This window comes from Streptomyces sp. AF1A, from assembly GCF_047340315.1.
GTDB lineage: Bacteria > Actinomycetota > Actinomycetes > Streptomycetales > Streptomycetaceae > Streptomyces.
Window position 1 is genome coordinate 1 of record NZ_JBLEBI010000155.1, and the last position, 16,694, is coordinate 16,694.

At 73.3% G+C, this 16,694-nt stretch carries 16 protein-coding genes and 1 tRNA gene; 10 read left to right on the forward strand and 7 right to left on the reverse strand.

The window, feature by feature from the left end; translation table 11 throughout:
• Nucleotides 1-184: 184 nt before the first annotated feature.
• The gene (locus ACLU3S_RS29060; protein WP_413954934.1) at nt 185-646 is read left to right on the forward strand and encodes a MarR family winged helix-turn-helix transcriptional regulator; all 462 of its coding nucleotides are present in this window, start codon (nt 185-187) and stop codon (nt 644-646) included.
• 158 nt (nt 647-804) lie between these two features.
• Here ACLU3S_RS29060 and ACLU3S_RS29065 read toward each other — a convergent pair whose 3' ends face one another.
• Nucleotides 805-1,818 carry a DUF3048 domain-containing protein gene (locus ACLU3S_RS29065; RefSeq protein ID WP_413954949.1) on the reverse strand — a complete coding sequence of 338 codons (1,014 nt, stop codon included), beginning with the start codon at nt 1,816-1,818 and terminating at the stop codon, nt 805-807.
• A 261-nt stretch (nt 1,819-2,079) separates the two neighbouring features.
• Between ACLU3S_RS29065 and ACLU3S_RS29070 the strand changes: the two genes are divergently transcribed.
• Nucleotides 2,080-3,270, forward strand: a complete 1,191-nt coding sequence (locus tag ACLU3S_RS29070; RefSeq protein ID WP_413954935.1) for a zinc-dependent alcohol dehydrogenase — start codon at nt 2,080-2,082, stop codon at nt 3,268-3,270.
• A 107-nt stretch (nt 3,271-3,377) separates the two neighbouring features.
• On the opposite strand, the gene ACLU3S_RS29075 is transcribed toward ACLU3S_RS29070, so the two are convergent.
• Nucleotides 3,378-4,454 (reverse strand): ATP-dependent DNA ligase, encoded by a 1,077-nt coding sequence (locus ACLU3S_RS29075; protein WP_413954936.1) that lies wholly within the window; start codon nt 4,452-4,454, stop codon nt 3,378-3,380.
• 74 nt (nt 4,455-4,528) lie between these two features.
• Here ACLU3S_RS29075 and ligD point away from each other — a divergent pair, with 74 nt between their 5' ends.
• A complete protein-coding gene (ligD, locus tag ACLU3S_RS29080) occupies nt 4,529-5,548 on the forward strand; it encodes a non-homologous end-joining DNA ligase (RefSeq protein ID WP_413954937.1) in 1,020 nt (339 codons plus the stop codon).
• 75 nt (nt 5,549-5,623) lie between these two features.
• Nucleotides 5,624-6,676 carry a LacI family DNA-binding transcriptional regulator gene (locus ACLU3S_RS29085; RefSeq protein ID WP_413954938.1) on the forward strand — a complete coding sequence of 351 codons (1,053 nt, stop codon included), beginning with the start codon at nt 5,624-5,626 and terminating at the stop codon, nt 6,674-6,676.
• A 51-nt stretch (nt 6,677-6,727) separates the two neighbouring features.
• Here the strand turns inward: ACLU3S_RS29085 and ACLU3S_RS29090 are convergent, their stop codons facing one another.
• Nucleotides 6,728-7,519, reverse strand: coding sequence for a VOC family protein (locus tag ACLU3S_RS29090; RefSeq protein WP_413954939.1), 792 nt, complete (start codon nt 7,517-7,519; stop codon nt 6,728-6,730).
• A 372-nt stretch (nt 7,520-7,891) separates the two neighbouring features.
• Between ACLU3S_RS29090 and ACLU3S_RS29095 the strand changes: the two genes are divergently transcribed.
• The 5 genes from ACLU3S_RS29095 to ACLU3S_RS29115 all read left to right on the forward strand — a co-directional run bounded on the left by ACLU3S_RS29095 (nt 7,892) and on the right by ACLU3S_RS29115 (nt 10,958).
• Nucleotides 7,892-8,137 carry a WhiB family transcriptional regulator gene (locus ACLU3S_RS29095; RefSeq protein ID WP_413954940.1) on the forward strand — a complete coding sequence of 82 codons (246 nt, stop codon included), beginning with the start codon at nt 7,892-7,894 and terminating at the stop codon, nt 8,135-8,137.
• A 96-nt stretch (nt 8,138-8,233) separates the two neighbouring features.
• A tRNA-Ala gene (locus ACLU3S_RS29100) sits at nt 8,234-8,305 on the forward strand.
• Nucleotides 8,306-8,416: 111 nt separating this feature from the next.
• Nucleotides 8,417-9,781 carry an SDR family NAD(P)-dependent oxidoreductase gene (locus tag ACLU3S_RS29105; RefSeq protein WP_413954941.1) on the forward strand — a complete coding sequence of 455 codons (1,365 nt, stop codon included), beginning with the start codon at nt 8,417-8,419 and terminating at the stop codon, nt 9,779-9,781.
• Nucleotides 9,778-10,566, forward strand: a complete 789-nt coding sequence (locus ACLU3S_RS29110; RefSeq protein ID WP_413954942.1) for a hypothetical protein — start codon at nt 9,778-9,780, stop codon at nt 10,564-10,566. The genes ACLU3S_RS29105 and ACLU3S_RS29110 overlap by 4 nt, the downstream gene beginning before the upstream one ends.
• Nucleotides 10,455-10,958 (forward strand): hypothetical protein, encoded by a 504-nt coding sequence (locus ACLU3S_RS29115; RefSeq protein ID WP_413954943.1) that lies wholly within the window; start codon nt 10,455-10,457, stop codon nt 10,956-10,958. The genes ACLU3S_RS29110 and ACLU3S_RS29115 overlap by 112 nt, the downstream gene beginning before the upstream one ends.
• Nucleotides 10,959-10,962: 4 nt before the next feature.
• Here ACLU3S_RS29115 and ACLU3S_RS29120 read toward each other — a convergent pair whose 3' ends face one another.
• The 4 genes from ACLU3S_RS29120 to ACLU3S_RS29135 all read right to left on the reverse strand — a co-directional run bounded on the left by ACLU3S_RS29120 (nt 10,963) and on the right by ACLU3S_RS29135 (nt 15,774).
• On the reverse strand, nt 10,963-11,943 hold the full coding sequence (locus ACLU3S_RS29120) for an acyl-ACP desaturase (protein ID WP_413954944.1): 981 nt from the start codon (nt 11,941-11,943) through the stop codon (nt 10,963-10,965).
• Nucleotides 11,944-12,173: 230 nt separating this feature from the next.
• Nucleotides 12,174-12,950, reverse strand: a complete 777-nt coding sequence (gene ddaH / locus ACLU3S_RS29125; RefSeq protein WP_413954945.1) for a dimethylargininase — start codon at nt 12,948-12,950, stop codon at nt 12,174-12,176.
• A gap of 98 nt (nt 12,951-13,048) precedes the next feature.
• On the reverse strand, nt 13,049-14,716 hold the full coding sequence (locus ACLU3S_RS29130) for an ABC-F family ATP-binding cassette domain-containing protein (protein ID WP_413954946.1): 1,668 nt from the start codon (nt 14,714-14,716) through the stop codon (nt 13,049-13,051).
• A gap of 641 nt (nt 14,717-15,357) precedes the next feature.
• Nucleotides 15,358-15,774, reverse strand: a complete 417-nt coding sequence (locus ACLU3S_RS29135; protein ID WP_413954947.1) for an SsgA family sporulation/cell division regulator — start codon at nt 15,772-15,774, stop codon at nt 15,358-15,360.
• 258 nt (nt 15,775-16,032) lie between these two features.
• Between ACLU3S_RS29135 and ACLU3S_RS29140 the strand changes: the two genes are divergently transcribed.
• Nucleotides 16,033-16,694: WD40/YVTN/BNR-like repeat-containing protein (locus ACLU3S_RS29140; RefSeq protein WP_413954948.1), on the forward strand; the 662-nt coding region annotated here is incomplete at its 3' end.

A 16,694-nucleotide genomic window follows, 5' to 3' on the forward strand; every position in this document is an offset into this window, starting at 1 on the left:
CCGTGAAGCCCTATCTCTTCGCCATTAGTCAGGGCACTGAGTAATTCAGCGAGGGCTTTTCACGCTGCCACTGGGAAAGTGAGACCGTCAAGACCTGGACAGATGTGGGTTCATAGAGGGCGACGGGCAGGTGAATCGGCGAGTATTGTTCAGTACACCGACGAAACTTGATCAGGGAGCGCACATGGCCGCGGTGGACCTCACCACCCATCCCGGGCATCTGGCCCGGCGGCTCCAGCAGGCGCACTACCTGCTGTGGAACACGATGGTCTCGGAGGAGATCACCTCGCCGCAGTTCGCCGTCATGAACGCGCTCGTCGCCGAGCCGGGCCTGGACCAGCGGACCGTGGGGGAGCGGGTCGGCCTGGACCGGTCGACCGTCGCCGAGGTCATCAGCCGGCTCGGGCGCCGCGGACTGCTGCACAAGGTGCGCGACCCGCAGGACGGGCGGCGCTCCCTGCTCAGCCTCACCGGCGAGGGCCTGCGTACCCACCGGAAGCTGACCGTGCGCACGGCACGGATGAACCAGGTGTTCCTCGCCCCGCTGTCCCCCGGGGAACGGACCGTCTTCCTCGACCTCCTCCGCCGGGTCGCCGACGCGGCGGAGGGCCTGCGCAACCCGGCGGAGCCGGTGTCCGCCCAGTAGGGCTGAACGGCCGCGCCGAGGCGCCTTCCGATGACGGCTTCTGCCGAAAGCGGCCGGGGTACCGCACCTGATACTCGGAGTGCCGCGCGGCTCTCCGGCCGCTGGGCCGTCGGCCGTCGCGCGCCGCTCTCTGTGCCTCCGGCCACCCGACCCGCCGGTCACCGGCGCGCCGCGAACACCACCCACACCTGGCCGGCGGCGAAGTTCAGCGGGCTGCCGTCCGTCGTCGTGAACGCCGTACCGGCTGTGGCGGTCGGCCGGGACCAGGTGGCGGCGAAGGACCGTCCGCCGCGCAGCACCTCCGCCTTCCCAGAGCCGACCGTCTCGGTGTACGGGGTGTGATTGCCGAGCACGTCGTGGTAGCCGGAGGTGCGGATCTTGACGTACTGCACGACGACCGTCGGCGGCGCCACCCGGACTCCGCTCGTCGTCACCGTGGGCGTGCCGTCCATCGAGACCAGCCAGCCGCCCCGCCCGGCGGACCAGGTGAAGGTGAAGCGGGCCGCGGGGTAGCGCACGGTCCGCGAGGTCGCACGGGTGCCGCCGGACGGGACCGGGCCGTAGTGGAAGCCCGTGGTCAGCGCCCCCTTGCCCGGGGTGGAGGAGAGCAGGGCGGAGGGGTGCACATAGAGGTTGTGCGGTGCGGGCTTCCCGGCGCCCCGGTAGTAGGCGCGCGGGGCCTCGTCGGGTGACTCGGCCCGCAGGGGTGCCTTGTCGATCAGCGGCAGCAGCTTGTGCTGGGCGCCCGAGAAGGCGAGGTAGGGCCGGTCGAACTGGCGCAGCAGCTCCAGGTCGGACTCGCGGGCGCTGCGCACGGGACCGACGGTGCGCGGCAGCTTGGTCGCGTACACGGCCATCAGCCGGCTCAGGCCGCCCTCGACCTGCTCGGCGTACACCACGTCGGCGGCGTCGAGACCGGTCTGCGGGCGGGCGGCGGACACGTTGTCGATCTTCACGGCGAGCGGGGAGCCGGCCGGGGCGACCGAATGGGTGGGGGCCGGTGTCGGTGCCGGCGTCCGGGTGTGATGCGGGGGGTTGCCGGTCCCCGGGTCGTGGCGGGTGCAGCCCGCCGTGAGTGCGGCCGCCGTCATGGCGGCCAGCAGTATCGACGTCCACGCGGCGCGCCGCGAGCGCGCCCTCTGTCTCGGGCTCACGTGCCCACCCCCGTCCATGTGATCCGATTGTGCGCTCATCGGGTCATCAACTGCCATACCCGGACGCCTGCCATATCAGGACCCCTTCGGTCGCGGCGGGGCCGATCGGACCCGCGGCGTGTCCCGGGAGGCCGGGCGCCCGGCGTGTCCGCGAGGACGTGTGCCCGGACCGGCCGCAGGTTCGGCGCGGAGGCCCACGGGTACCCGGGGCCCACCGCGAAACGGACGCGCCAGGGCGAACCGGCGCGCACGCGACCAGACCAAGGGAGCGCGACCCCCATGAAGGCAGTCACCTGGCAGGGCAGGCGGGACGTGCGGGTAGAGGACGTGCCCGACCCGCGGATCGAGGAGCCCACGGACGCCGTCATCCGCGTCACGTCCACCGGACTGTGCGGTTCGGACCTGCACCTGTACGAAGTGCTCACCCCGTTCATGACCCCGGGCGACATCCTCGGCCATGAACCCATGGGCATCGTGGAGGAGGTGGGCCCGGAGGTGCCGCAGCTACGGCCCGGCGACCGGGTCGTGGTGCCCTTCCAGATCGCCTGCGGGCACTGCTTCATGTGCGACGCCGGGCTGCCCACCCAGTGCGAGACCACCCAGGTCACCGGCGAGGGCATGGGCGCGGCCCTGTTCGGCTACACCCGCCTGTACGGCGCGGTGCCCGGCGGACAGGCCGAGTACCTGCGCGTGCCGCAGGCGCAGTTCGGCCCCATCAAGGTGCCCGAGGGCCCGCCGGACGACCGCTTCGTGTATCTCTCCGACGTACTGCCCACCGCGTGGCAGGCGGTCGAGTACGCCGACGTTCCGCCCGGCGGCACCGTAGCCGTCCTCGGCCTCGGCCCGATCGGCGACATGTCCTGCCGGATCGCCAAGGCACGCGGCGCCGAACGGGTCTTCGGCGTCGACCTGGTGCCCGAGCGGCTCGCGCGGGCGAGCCGGCGGGGCGTGGAGACGTACGACCTCAGGGCCTTCGACGACGAGAAGGCGCTGGTCCACGCGATCCGCGACGAGACCGGCGGCCGGGGCCCGGACGCGGTGATCGACGCCGTCGGCACCGAGGCGCACGGCAGCGCCGCCGCCAAGCTGGCCCAGACGGCCACCGGCCTGCTGCCGCGCCGGATCAGCGGGCCGCTCGCCGAGCGCTTCAGCGTCGACCGGCTCGGCGCGCTGTACATGGGCATCGACCTGGTCCGCCGGGGAGGCACCATCTCGCTCAGCGGCGTGTACGGCGGCATGGCCGACCCGATGCCGATGCTGACCCTGTTCGACAAGCAGATCCAGCTGCGCATGGGGCAGGCCAACGTCCGGCGCTGGACCGACCAGGTCATGCGGTACCTGACCGACGAGGACCCGCTGGGCGTCGAGGACTTCGCCACCCACCGGCTGCCGCTCGCCGAGGCGCCGCACGCCTACGCGATGTTCCAGCAGAAGCAGGACGGCGCCATCAAGATCCTCATGAAGCCGTAACGGCCTCAGCGTGGCCCGCGGCTCAGCCCCCGGCCGCTCTCGCTGAGGATCTGGCCGGATCTGCCGCAGCGCCGGTCCGGCTCGCTCAGGATCTGGCAGGACCTGGCTCAGCCCCGGTCGCTCTCGCCCAGGATCTCCGCCAGGTCGTAGCGCACCGGCTCCTCCAGCTGGGCGTAGGTGCAGCTCTCGGGCGTGCGGTCGGGGCGCCAGCGGCGGAACCGGGCCGTGTGCCGGAAGCGCTGCCCGTTCTCCATGTGGTCGTAGGCGACCTCGGCCACCCGCTCCGGGCGCAGCGGCACCCAGGACAGGTCCTTCTTGCCGGACCAGCGGCTGGGCGCGCCGGGCAGCCGGGCCGTCTCGTGGGCGGCCTCGTCCGACCAGGCCGCCCACGGGTGCCCGGAGACGTCGTCCATCCGCAGCGGCTCAAGCTCCTCGACCAGCTCGGCGCGCCTCTTCATGGAGAAGGCGGCCGACACGCCCACGTGCTGGAGCGTGCCGTGGTCGTCGTACAGGCCCAGCAGCAGCGAGCCGACCACCGGGCCGCTCTTGTGGAGGCGGTAGCCGGCCACGACGACGTCCGCCGTCCGCTCGTGCTTGATCTTGAACATGGCGCGCTCGTCCTGCAGATAGAGCAGGGTGAGCGGCTTGGCCACGACCCCGTCGAGGCCGGCGCCCTCGAACCGCTCGAACCACTGCTGGGCCACGTCGAGATCCGTCGTCGCGGGCGCCAGATGCACCGGCGGTGTCGCCTTCGCGAGGGCCCGTTCGAGCAGGGCCCGCCGCCCGGTCAGCGGCACGTCGAGCAGGGACAGGTCGCCCAGCGCCAGCAGGTCGAAGGCGACGAAGGAGGCCGGGGTCCGCTCGGCCAGCGTCCGCACCCGGGAGTCGGCAGGGTGGATGCGCTCGGTCAGTGCGTCGAAGTCCAGCCGGCCGCCCCGCGCGATCACGATCTCCCCGTCGAGCACGCACCGCCTGGGCACCCGCTCCCTGAGCGCCGCGACCAGTTCGGGGAAGTACCTGGTGAGCGGCTTTCCGGTGCGGCTGCCCAGCTCGACGTCCGTCCCGTCGCGGAACACGACCGAGCGGAACCCGTCCCACTTGGCCTCGTAGTGCATGCCGGGCGGGATCTTCGCCACCGACTTGGCGAGCATCGGCTTCACGGGCGGCATGACGGGCAGATCCATAGAACCGATTCTGCTCGTACGCGCCCGCCTTCGCCCGGTGTGCGAGGGGTGGGGGGTGCGCCTACCGTGGCCGCATGGGCGATGCGGTGGAGCTGGAGGTGGGCGGGCGGACCGTACGGCTGTCCAGCCCGGACAAGGTCTTCTTCCCGGAGCGCGGTCTGACCAAGCTGGACGTGGCGCGGTACTACGTCTGCGTCGCCCCCGGCATCCTGCGCGCCCTGCGCAACCGCCCCACCACCCTGGAGCGCTACCCGGACGGCATCGGCGGCGAGTGGTTCTTCCAGAAGCGGGCGCCCAAGGGCATGCCCGACTGGATCCCGACCGTCCACATCACCTTCCCCAGCGGCCGCAGCGCCGACGAGATGTGCCCCACCGAGGAGGCCGCCGTGGTGTGGGCCGCCCAGTACGGCACCCTCACCTTCCACCCCTGGCCCGTGCGCGCCACCGACGTCGACCACCCCGACGAACTGCGCATCGACCTCGATCCGCAGCCCGGCACCGACTACGCCGACGCCGTCCGTGCCGCCCACGAACTGCGCGCCGTGCTCGAAGAGTTCGGTGGGCTGCGCGGCTGGCCGAAGACCTCCGGCGGCCGTGGCCTGCACGTGTTCGTGCCCATCGAACCGCGCTGGACCTTCACCCAGGTGCGCCGGGCCGCGATCGCCGTCGGCCGGGAGATGGAGCGCCGGATGCCCGAGCAGGTCACGATCAGATGGTGGAAGGAGGAGCGCGGCGCCCGCATCTTCCTCGACTACAACCAGACCGCCCGTGACCGCACCATCGCCTCCGCCTACTCGGTGCGGCCCCACCCCCATGCCCCCGTCTCCGCGCCGCTGCGCTGGGAGGAGGTCGGCGTCGCGCACCCCCGGGACTTCGATCTCACCACGATGCCGGCCCGGTTCGCCGAACTCGGCGACGTGCACGCGGACATGGACGACCATGCCTATTCCCTGGAGGCGCTGCTGGAGCTGGCCCGCCGCGACGAGCACGACCACGGCCTCGGCGATCTGCCGTATCCGCCGGAGTACCCGAAGATGCCGGGCGAACCCAAGCGGGTCCAGCCGAGCCGCGCCCGCCGCGGGCCGACGTCCTAGCGGCGCTCGGGCACGCACCGCACGGCGACCTCGCGGTTATCCTGATCGGCAGCCCCCCGGATGAGGAGTCCCGCAGTGACCGAGGCAGTGTCGCGTCCCACGCTGGAGGCCGTGGCCGCGCGCGCCGGGGTGTCCCGGGCCACCGTGTCGCGGGTGGTCAACGGCGGCGACGGCGTCCGGGAGTCCCTGGCCGAGCGGGTGCGCCGAGCCGTGGAGGAGCTGGGCTACGTCCCCAACCAGGCGGCGCGCAGCCTCGTCACCAAACGGCACGACGCCGTCGCGGTCGTCATCGCCGAACCGGAGACCCGGGTCTTCACCGACCCCTTCTTCGCCTTGCAGCTGCGGGGCATCAGCAAGGAGCTGACCGCCCACGACACCCAGCTGGTCCTGCTGCTCACCGAGGGCCGGGACGACCACGCGCGCGTCGCCCGCTACCTCGCCGGGGGCCATGTCGACGGGGCGCTGGTGTTCTCCCTGCACCTCGACGACCCGCTGCCCGGGCTCATACACGACGCCGGGGTGCCCACCGTGTTCGGCGGGCGACCCGGCTGGCGCGACCGCACCGGCACCCCGGTGTACGTGGACAGCGACAACCGGGGCGGGGCGCGGACGGCCGTGCGCCACCTCGCCGGTCTCGGCCGCACCCGCATCGCGCACATCACCGGTGCTCTGGACCAGACGTCCGCGGTGGACCGGCTCGACGGCTACCGGGACGTCATGCGCGACGTCGCCGCTGACGGCGACCCCGGGCTCGTCGTGGAGAGCGACTTCACGCCCGCCGGCGGCGAGCGCGCCATGCGGGAACTCCTCGACCGCTGTCCGGACGTGGACGCGGTGTTCGCCGCCAACGACCTGACCGCGCTCGGTGCGCTGCGCGTCCTGCGGGAGCGCGGCCGGCGCGTGCCCGAGGACGTGGCCGTCATCGGCTTCGACGACATGCTGCCGCTCGCCGAGCAGGCCGACCCCCCGCTGACCACGGTCCGTCAGGACATCGAGGAGATGGGGCGCCTGATGGCCCGCCTGCTGCTGCGCGGCGCCACCGGCCGCAACCGTGCCGAGCCGGCGGCGCAGACGCCGCTGGCCGGCCTGGTCCTGCCGACCACCCTGATCCGGCGCGCGTCCGCCTAGCTCGGCGCGGCCGGGAGCGGCCGGCGCATCGCCAGGGCCCGCGCGATCGGCTCAGTCCTGCGCCGGTTCGCTCCTGATCACCGCGAAGCGGGCTCCGTACGGGTCGGCGAGCTTGGCGATGCGGCCCACGCCCTCGATCGTCGTCGCCGGCATGCGCACCGTCGCACCGAGCTGCTCCGCCCTGGCGACGACGCCGTCGGTGTCCTCGACCTCGAAGTACGGCAGCCAGTACGGCCGGTCCCCGGCCTCGGTGGGGTCGTCGGCCAGCCGCGCGATCCCGCCGAACACCGCCTCCTCGTCGGCGCCGGGCGGGTTGACGCAGGTGTACGCCCCGCCCGGGGTGGGCACCGAGGAGGTCTCCAGGCCGAGCACCCGGTGGTAGAACCCGGCGGCCGCCGCGACGTCCGGCGTGTACAGCTCGACCCAGCACAGGGACCCCGGTTCGTTCGCCACGTCCACGCCCCGGGTCCGGCCCGGCTGCCAGATCCCGAACGGCACACCCGCCTGGTCGGCGAGGACCGTCATGTGCCCCTGGCCCATCACGTCCAGGGGCTGGAACAGCACCCTGCCGTGGGCCTGTTCGGCCGCCTTGGCCGTGGCCTGCGCGTCCTCGCTCTGGAAGTACACGGTCCAGGCCGGCGGGCCCTGCTCGGAGCCGGTCTGCACGCCGCCGGCGACGGTCCTGCCGTCGAGCTGGAAGAAGCCGTAGCCGCCGGCGTCCGGCCCCGCCGACTGGAACCGCCAGCCGAAGAGGCCGCCGTAGAAGGAGAGGGCGCCGTCGATGTCGGGAGTGGTGATGTCGAGCCAGTTCGGAGCGCCGTTGACGAAACGGGTGGTGAGCATCTTCGCCCTCCTTGAAAGGGGGCCCGTGAAGGGTCCGGTCCTCTGCACTGCCGAGTCTGGCACCCGCCACTGACACTCGCTGCCTCAGCGCCGCCGCCGGCCGGGCGGGCCCGGCGGTCACGGCGCGTGACCCGGCGGGTCCTCCCGGTTTTGCCGCGCACTCCGCTTTTCCCGCGCGCTCGCCTGTCCCGCGTACTCCGGTTCTCCAGCGCCCTCCGCGCGTCCCGCGTACTCCGGTTCTCTCGCGCACTCCGCGCGCCGCCGTGCGCGGGCGGGTCCCGGCGGAGCATCATCGAGGCGGCCGGAGGCCACGGCGGCGGCGTTCACCTCGCGTTGATCGAACGTTTTTCGCCGCACAGCACGATCCTGGCCATGCACATCGACACGATCACCCCGGCCGACCGCGCCTGGCAGCGGCAGGCCCTGTGTGCCCAGACCGGGGCCGACTTCTTCTTCCCCGAGCCCGGCAGCTCGGTGCGCGAGGCGAAGCGCATCTGCGGCATGTGCGAGATGCGCTCCGCCTGCCTCGAGTACGCCCTCGCCAACGACGAGCGCTTCGGCGTGTGGGGCGGCCTGTCGGAGAAGGAGCGCCTCGCCCTCAGGCGGACGTCCGGCTGAGATCGGCCCGCGCCTCCGCCCGTCGTGGACCGGTCTTCGCCCGTCGTAAACCAGTGGGGTTCGGGCCGGGAGCCCGGCTATGATCCGGGGGCGCGTCCGGACGTAGCGCAGAGGCAGGCGCACCTGCATGGCATGCAGGACACGCCGGTTCGAATCCGGTCGTCCGGGCGCGTGCCGCGGTCCCGTCGAGGAGAGGCGGACGCGCGGCAATCTCCGGGCGGCCACGTCGGCTCGCATCCGGTCGGGACCGCCATGGTACGACGGACATGGGGCGGGACAATGGGCGAGTCGACCGGGCGGACGGTCACGAGCGCGGCGGCTGGTGCGGTCTCCGAGGCCGAGCTGGCGGCCTTCCACCAGGTGGTCGGCAAGCTGCGCACGCTACCCGTCGACGACCCCGTGCGGCTGAGGGCGGAACAGGTCGCCGCGTCCTTCGCGCGGGACGGCCGGCTCGGGCGCCGCAAGGCGCGGGGCGAGAAGGCCTCGGCCGCCGACGCCGCCGCGATGGCCGCGACCGCCACCGGTGCCCTCGCCCGCCGCGAGGACGCCCCGCTCGCCGAGCCCGGTGCCGCCGGCGTCTTCCGCAGGTCGCGCACCTGCTACGTCTGCAAGTCTCCCTATCGACAGGTCGACTCTTTCTACCACCGGCTCTGCCCGAGCTGCGCCGCCGACAACTCCGCCCGCCGTACCCTGAGCACCGACCTGACCGGACGCCGGGTCCTGCTCACCGGCGGCCGGGTGAAGATCGGTTTCCAGCTGGCCCTGATGATGCTGCGCGACGGCGCCGAACTGCTGGTCACCTCCCGCTTCCCGCACGACACCGTGCGCCGCTTCCGGACCGCCCCGGGCAGCGCCGGGTGGCTGGACCGGCTGACCGTCCTCGCCGTCGACCTGCGCGATCCGCGCCAGGTGCTCGGCCTGTGCGCGGACCTGAGGCGGGAGGGCCGGCCGCTGGACGCCCTCGTCAACAACGCGGCCCAGACGGTGCGCCGGCCGCCCGAGTCGTACGCGCTGCTCGCCGCCGGCGAGTCCGGCGCGCTGCCCCCCGGCGCCCGGCAGGCGCCCGGGTTCAGGCCGATGCGGATGCTGCCGGGCTCGGCCGCCGCCCTGCCCGTGCTGCTGCGGGAGGCCGACGAGGCCGGGCTGCTGCCCGATCCGTCCCCGGAGAACTCCTGGTCGGCGCGGCTCGGCGCGCTCGACCCGGCCGAGGTCCTGGAGACCCAGTTGGTCAACGCGCTCGCCCCGGCTCTGCTGTGCGACCGGTTGCTGCCCCTGCTCCTCGCGTCGCGGCGCCCGCGCCGCTACGTCGTCAACGTCACCGCGGTCGAGGGCCGTTTCGCCGTCCGCAACAAGACGGCCGGCCACCCCCACACCAACATGGCCAAGGCCGCGCTGAACATGCTCACCCGCACCAGCGCCGCCGAACTCGCCGTGCAGGGCGTGCATATGTGCGCCGTCGACACCGGCTGGATCACCGACGAGAACCCGGCGCCGAAGAAGGCCCGGATGGCGGGCGCGGGCTTCCGCACGCCGCTGGACGTGGTCGACGGAGCGGCGCGCGTGTACGACCCGATCGTGCGCGGGGAGGCCGGAGACCCGGTGTCCGGCGTGTTCCTGAAGGACTACCGGGAGGCACAGTGGTGAGCGGGCGGCCTCAGCAGGACCCGACGGGCTGCGCGGGGGTGCCGCATGTCGTCCCTCGGCCCCCGGCCGACCTCGCGCCGCTGCTCGACTGGCTGCGCGCCGGGCGCCCGGCGGAACAGCGGCTGGATTTCGCCGCCGGCACGGCCCTGCCCCACGGCCGGCTGGATCTGTGCAAGCAGGGCGTGGGCGCGCGGGGCGCCGCGCTGATCGCCGCCGCCCTGTCCGAGGGGCCCTCGCCGGTACGGCACCTGCTGCCGGGCACGGACGCGCTCGGCGACGAGGGGGCCGCCGCCGTCGCCGGCGCGGACGTCGAGACGCTCCACCTCGGCTGCAACGGCATCACCGCGGCCGGCGCCTGCCGGATCGCCGACCAGTTGCGGGCCTCGCCTCAGGTCGTCACCGGTGTCTGGCTCAAGCGCAATCCGCTGGGCGCCGCGGGTGGCCGGGCGGGGGCCGAACTCCTGAAATCCGCCCGGTCGTTGCGCACCCTGGACCTGGTGCAGACCGGACTCGACGCGACGGGCGCGGCCGTCCTGGCCGACGCGCTGCCGTCCTGGCCGACGCGCTGCCGGCCGCGGCCGACGAGGGGCGCCGCATCGAGCGGCTCTTCGCCCACGGCAACCCGCTCGGGGAGGCGGGCGCCCGGGCCCTGGCCGCCGTGGTCGCGGCCGGCGTGGTCGACGAACTGCACGTCTCGGCCGCCCGGTTGGGCGGCGCGGGCGCCCTGCGCCTCGCCGAGGCCCTGGAACGGGCGCCGTACGGCAGGCTCACCCGGCTGTCCGTAGTCGGCAACGGCATCGGGCCGCGGGCCGCCGCCCGGCTGGCCGAAGCAGCCTTCGCGGCCGGCGCCGCCCTGCTCGACCTGGGACGGGTCCGCGCGGCCGCCGTCCTCGCGGCGCAGGACAACCACGTCAATCTGGCCGCCGCCGGCGCCGGGCACCGCCTGCACCACCTGGTGCTGAGCCACACCGGCATGCGCAGCCGCGAGGCGCACCGGCTCCTCGACCACGCGACCCGGGCCCGCACTGCCACCCGCTGCCGCCTGGGGACCGGCATCGCAGGCAGCATCAAACGGCGCCTGGCCGACCTCAGCGCCGCCATTCCGGCCCCGGCGGTCCCGGCCGGAGTGGCGGCCGTACACAGCCTGCACCGCACGGCGGCGCGTGGCGGGGCGTGACGGCCTACGCCGGTGCTCCGGCCCGCGCCGCCATGCGGGCCTTCCGGGCGGCCAGCTTCTCGTCGAACCGGGCGGCCTCCGCGTCCAGCCCGCCCAGGAACAGACCGAGTTCCTCCTGCGCCCGGCGTCCCTCGGGGTCCAGGCCGTCGATCTCCATGACCTTCAGGAAGCGCAGCACCGGCTGCAGCACGTCGTCGTGGTGGATGCGCAGGTTGTAGACCTCGCCGATCGCCATCTGCGCGGCGGCCCGCTCGAAACCGGGGATGCCGTGCCCGGGCATCCGGAAGTTCACGACCACGTCCCGCACGGCCTGCATCGTCAGGTCGGGCGCCAGCTCGAAGGCCGCCCTGAGCAGGTTGCGGTAGAAGACCATGTGCAGGTTCTCGTCGGTCGCTATGCGGGCGAGCATGCGGTCGCACACCGGGTCGCCCGACTGGTGCCCGGTGTTGCGGTGGGAGATCCGGGTGGCCAGCTCCTGGAAGGCGACGTAGGCGATCGAGTGCAGCATCGAGTGCCGGTTGTCGGACTCGAATCCCTCGCACATGTGCGCCATGCGGAACTGCTCGAGCTTGTCCGGGTCGACCGCGCGCGAGGTGAGCAGGTAGTCCCGCATGACGATGCCGTGCCGGCCCTCCTCGGCCGTCCAGCGGTGCACCCAGGTGCCCCAGGCGCCGTCGCGGCCGAAGAGCGAGGCGATCTCGTGGTGGTAGCTCGGCAGGTTGTCCTCGGTCAGCAGGTTGACCACGAGGGCGATGCGGCCGATCTCCGTCACCTGGGACTGGTCCTTGTCCCAGGCCTCCCCGTCCTCGAACAGGCCCGGGAAGTTGCGCCCTTCGCCCCAGGGCACGTACTCGTGCGGCATCCAGTCCTTGGCGACCTTCAGATGCCGGTTCAGCTCCTTTTCGACCACTTCCTCCAGTGCGTACAGCAGTCGCGCATCGGTCCAGGCGGACGGGCTGCCGAGGTGCGGAGAGGTGATCGTCACGGAAACTCCAGGGGGACGCCGAACAAAGGGGAGAAAAAGGGGGAATTGACCCGGCGAGCGGTGCCGGAACCTACGCGATCGTAGGCTACGAGCCCGTAGGTTACGAAGCCGTAGGTTAAGGTCGCTGTAAAGATCGCTGATCAACGCGTTGCCCGACGGGGGGGCAAGGCGCGCCGAAGAGCCCCGGGACCCGCAGGTCCCGGGGCTGCCGGGGCGAGGCGATCATCCGGTCAGGCGTACAACTCCCGCAGGCGCACCGAGAGGCAGGTCACACAGCCCTCGAGCTTCTCGAACTCGCCGATGTCCACCGTGACGACCTCGTGCCCGAGGTCCGTCAGCAGCTCCGCGGTCTTCGGGGCGCTGGCCGCCATCAGCAGCTTGTGCCCGCCGAGCAGGACCACGTGCGAGCCCGACTCCTCCGGCACCGACAGGAAGCCCGGGAACAGCGACGGCCGGTCCACCTTCGGGATGTGCCCGATGACCGTGCCGTCCGGCAGCGCGGTCACGGCCGACTTCAGATGCAGCACCTTGCTCACCGGCACGGCCACCACCCGGGCGCCCAGCGGTTCGAAGGCCGCGCGCAGCTGCTGCACGCCGGCCGCGTTGGTGCGCCCGCCCCGGCCGACGTAGACGGTGTCGCCGACCTTGAGCACGTCACCGCCGTCGAGCGTGCCCGGCTCCCAGATCCAGTTCACCGAGCAGCCGAGGCGGGCCACCGCCTCCTCGACGCCGGCGGTCTCCGCGCGCCGGGACTCGGCTCCCGGCCGGGTGATCAGCGCCACGTTCCGGTACATCACGACCGTGTCCTCGACGAACACCGAGTCCGGGCAGTCGTCGGCCGGTTCCACCTCGAAGGTCTCCCAGCCGTGCACCCGCAACGCCTCGACGTAGGCCTCCCACTGCTCTTCGGCGAGCCCGACGTCGACCTTCTCCCGCTCGATGTGCGTCACCAGGCCTTCGGCGAGGCGGGGGCTGGGGCGGCGGACGAGCGCCTTCTTGCTGGGCACGAGGGGCCTTTCCTATCGGTGGTGCGGTTGTGGTGGCGGTGATGCGGCACCGGTTGGCCATCATGCAGTCCGAGGCGGGCGAGACAAAAGCCTCGTTGTCAGCCTGTGGCCCTCCTGAGATGCTCGGGCGCGTCCGAGTCCCGGGCGACATGCCCGACATCGTCCCGCCCGATCTCCTTCAGCTCTCCCTCCTCCATCAGCAGCCAGCGGGTGATGCCGATCGACTCCAGGAACGGCAGGTCGTGGCTGGCCACGAGCAGCGCCCCCTGGTACGACTCCAGAGCCGAGGTCAGCTGTCGCACGCTGGCCATGTCCAGGTTGTTGGTCGGCTCGTCGAGGAGCAGCAGCTGAGGCGCCGGCTCCGCGAGCATCAGCGCGGCCAGGGCGGCCCGGAAGCGCTCGCCGCCGGAGAGCGTGCCCGCCGTCCGGTCGGCCCGCGCACCCCGGAACAGGAACCGGGCGAGGCGGGCCCGGACCCGGTTGTCGGTGGCGTCCGGCGCGAACCGGGCCACGTTCTCCGCGACCGTCCGCTCGTCGTCCAGCACGTCCAGCCGCTGGGGCAGGAACCGCAGGGGCACATGCGTCTCGGCCACGCCGGCCACCGGTGCCAGCTCCCCGGCGACCGTGCGCAGCAGCGTGGTCTTGCCGGCGCCGTTGCGGCCCACGAGCGCGATCCGCTCCGGGCCGCGCAGGTCCAGGATGCCCTCGACCCGTGCCCCGTGGGCCAGGGCCAGGTTCTCCAGGGTGAGCACCTGCCGGCCGGGCGGCACGGCCGTGTACGGCAGGTCGACGCGGATCTCGTCGTCGTCCCGTACGGCCTCCGCCGCCTCGTCCAGGCGCTCCCTGGCCTCGGCGAGGCGCTCCTCGTGCAGGATGCGGTGCTTGCCCGCCGACTCCTGGGCGGCGCGTTTGCGCGCCCCCATGACGATCTTCGGTTCGCGCTTGGCGTCCCACATCTTCTGCCCGTACCGCTTGCGGCGGGCCAGTTTGGCCTGGGCGTCGGTCAGCTCGCGCCGCTGTCTGCGCACATCGGCCTCGGCGACGCGCACCATCCGCTCGGCCGCCTCCTGTTCCACGGCGAGGGCCTCCTCGTACGCCGAGAAGTTGCCGCCGTACCAGGCGACCTCCCCGGAGCGCAGCTCCGCGATCTGGTCGACCAGGTCGAGCAGTTCCCGGTCGTGGCTGACGACGACCAGCACGCCCGGCCAGGCGGCGACGGCCCGGTACAGCCGGCGGCGCGCGTACAGGTCGAGGTTGTTGGTGGGCTCGTCCAGCAGCAGCACGTCCGGGCGGCGCAGCAGCAGCGCGGCCAGCCGCAGCAGCACCGACTCGCCGCCGGACACCTCGCCGGCGGTGCGGTCCAGGCCGACGTGGCCGAGACCGAGTTCGCCCAGCGTGACGAGGGCGCGCTCCTCGACGTCCCAGTCGTCGCCGACGGTCTCGAAGTGCTCCTCTGCGACGTCGCCCGCCTCGATGGCGCGCAGCGCGGCCCGGCGTTCCGCGATGCCGAGGGCCTCGTCGACGCGCAGCCCGGTGTCGAGGGTGACGTTCTGCGGCAGGTGGCCGATCTCGCCGACCGCCCTGACCGTGCCGCCGGCGGGGGCGAGTTCGCCCGCGAGCAGCTTCAACAGGGTGGACTTTCCGGATCCGTTGACGCCGACGAGTCCGGTTCTGCCGGGGCCGAAGGCGATGTCGAGCCCGTCGAACACGGTGGTGCCGTCGGGCCAGGCGAAGGACAGGGACGTGCAGGTGAGGGAAGATGACATGGAGGCCTCGCGAGGATGGGTGCGGTCGGGCGGGCGCGTGTCGAGACACCGCGAGGCGGAAACCGAAGGCCCGGGGCACCAGGAGGCCGCAAAAAAAGGCCTGTGCCGGAGGACGGCTCGGACGCCGAGGTCGTACGCCACGCACACCTCACCGGTGCGACGCGGTGTCTCAGGACCTCAGACGAGCAACGTCCTTCTCCAATCGGCGGCAACAGGACCGGAACACACCGTAGGAAGGCGCCCGGTGGCTGTCAACGCAATTAAGGAGCGGCCGGCCGGAGCGCCTTATCCGTCGATCCGCCGCGGCACGCCCACGCCGGATTCCCGCCGGGCCGGTCCGGCGCCGGCCGCTCGACCGAGGCGGCACGCCCACGCCGGATTTCCGCCGGGCCGGTCCGGCGCCGGTCGCTCGACCGAGGCGGCACGCCCACGCCGGATTTCCGCCGGGCCGGTCCGGCGCCGGTCGCTCGACCGAGGCGGCACGCCCACGCCGGATTCCCGCCGGGCCCGTCCCGCGCCGGTCGCTCGACCGAGCCCATGACGTATCAGCACCCGCTCCGCGTGACAGCCCTCGCCTGTCACGCCCTGCACGTGCCCGGCCGCACGTCCACCGGACGACGGCCGCTCTCCGCGCGCGGCGCTCAGCGGGCGTCGCGCATCAGCTCGGCCAGGTCGTGGTCCAGGTCGAACTGGAGGTGCTCCAGGCCGACGGGCACCAGTGCGCCCGCCGCCTCCAGGAACCGCCGTATCTCCCCCGAGCGCACATGCACGATCGCGGTGCCCTCCGGGGCGCGGAACTCCAGCACGGTGCGGTCGTATCCGTACGGCCGCACCCGCACGTCACCGTGGCCCTCCGGCCCCCGCAACCCGGCCGTGAGCAGCTCACGGGAGAAGGTCCAGCACACCTCCACCCCCTCCAGCGTGGCCGGGGCCGGGAAGGTCATCCGGACGGCGAACGGGTCGCGGCGGTCGTAGCGCAGCGTGGCGGGAATGCTCGGCATGCGCGGTGCGGCGGCGACGAGACGGGCCTCTACGGGCTGCTCGATGACGGTGGACAACGCCTTGCTCCCTCGTGACGGCTGGACTGCGTCCTGGTGTGACACCCGGCAACGGAAGAGACGACGGAATCGGCCAAGGCGTGCACGCGGAACGAGTGACCTCGGTCACCGCGTTCATGCACGGGGGAGGTTCCCCGGCCGTTCTGCCCCGTGGGCGGCCGTAGTTGGGCCTCTGGACGGCGCCGGGCAAGTGGGCTAGCTTCGCCCGCCATGAGGCGCTGGGGGAGCACGCGACGCAGGACACGGACGAGCAGGCTGATGGCGGCGGGGGTGGCGTGCGCGGCGGCCCTGTCCGCGCTGACGGTGCCGGCGGCCGAGGCCCGGCCGCTCGGGACGGGGAGCGCGCACTGGGCGGCGAAGGACCCGGGCACCCCGCAGGTCCGCTTCCGGGGCCTCGCTGCCGTCGACCGGCACACCGCCTGGCTGGCCGGCACCGGCGGCACGGTCCTCGTCACCACGGACGGCGGATCGAGATGGCGCGACGTCTCGCCGCCGGGCACGGCCGGCCTGGAGTTCCGGGACGTCGAGGCCTTCGACGCACGGCAAGCCGTGGTGCTGGCCATCGGCGAGGGGGAGGCGTCCCGGGTGTACCGCACGGACGACGGCGGGGCGACCTGGACGGAGTCCTTCCGCAACAGCGACCCGAACGCCTTCTACGACTGCATGGCCTTCTTCGACCGCCGCCACGGCATCGCCCTGAGCGACCCGGTGGACGGCAGGTTCCGCATCCTGTCCACGCGCGACGGCGGCCGGTCCTGGCGAGTGCTCCCCTCGGCCGGCATGCCCGCCGCCCTGGACGGCGAGGCGGGCTTCGCGGCGAGCGGCCAGTGCCTGGTCACCTCCGGCCCGAAGGACGCGTGGCTGGCCACCGGGGGCGGCGCCCAGGCGCGCGTGCTGCACTCCGCCGACCGCGGACTGAC

Bases quoted from the DNA above. Each gene is read 5' to 3' on its own strand.
- ACLU3S_RS29070 (WP_413954935.1), top strand. From the start codon at position 2,080: ATGAAGGCAGTCACCTGGCAGGGCAGGCGGGACGTGCGGGTAGAGGAC.
- ACLU3S_RS29065 (WP_413954949.1), bottom strand. From the start codon at position 1,818: ATGGACGGGGGTGGGCACGTGAGCCCGAGACAGAGGGCGCGCTCGCGG.
- ACLU3S_RS29090 (WP_413954939.1), bottom strand. From the start codon at position 7,519: ATGCTCACCACCCGTTTCGTCAACGGCGCTCCGAACTGGCTCGACATC.
- ligD (WP_413954937.1), top strand. From the start codon at position 4,529: ATGGGCGATGCGGTGGAGCTGGAGGTGGGCGGGCGGACCGTACGGCTG.
- ACLU3S_RS29105 (WP_413954941.1), top strand. From the start codon at position 8,417: ATGGGCGAGTCGACCGGGCGGACGGTCACGAGCGCGGCGGCTGGTGCG.
- ACLU3S_RS29075 (WP_413954936.1), bottom strand. From the start codon at position 4,454: ATGGATCTGCCCGTCATGCCGCCCGTGAAGCCGATGCTCGCCAAGTCG.
- ACLU3S_RS29060 (WP_413954934.1), top strand. From the start codon at position 185: ATGGCCGCGGTGGACCTCACCACCCATCCCGGGCATCTGGCCCGGCGG.
- ACLU3S_RS29095 (WP_413954940.1), top strand. From the start codon at position 7,892: ATGCACATCGACACGATCACCCCGGCCGACCGCGCCTGGCAGCGGCAG.
- ACLU3S_RS29130 (WP_413954946.1), bottom strand. From the start codon at position 14,716: ATGTCATCTTCCCTCACCTGCACGTCCCTGTCCTTCGCCTGGCCCGAC.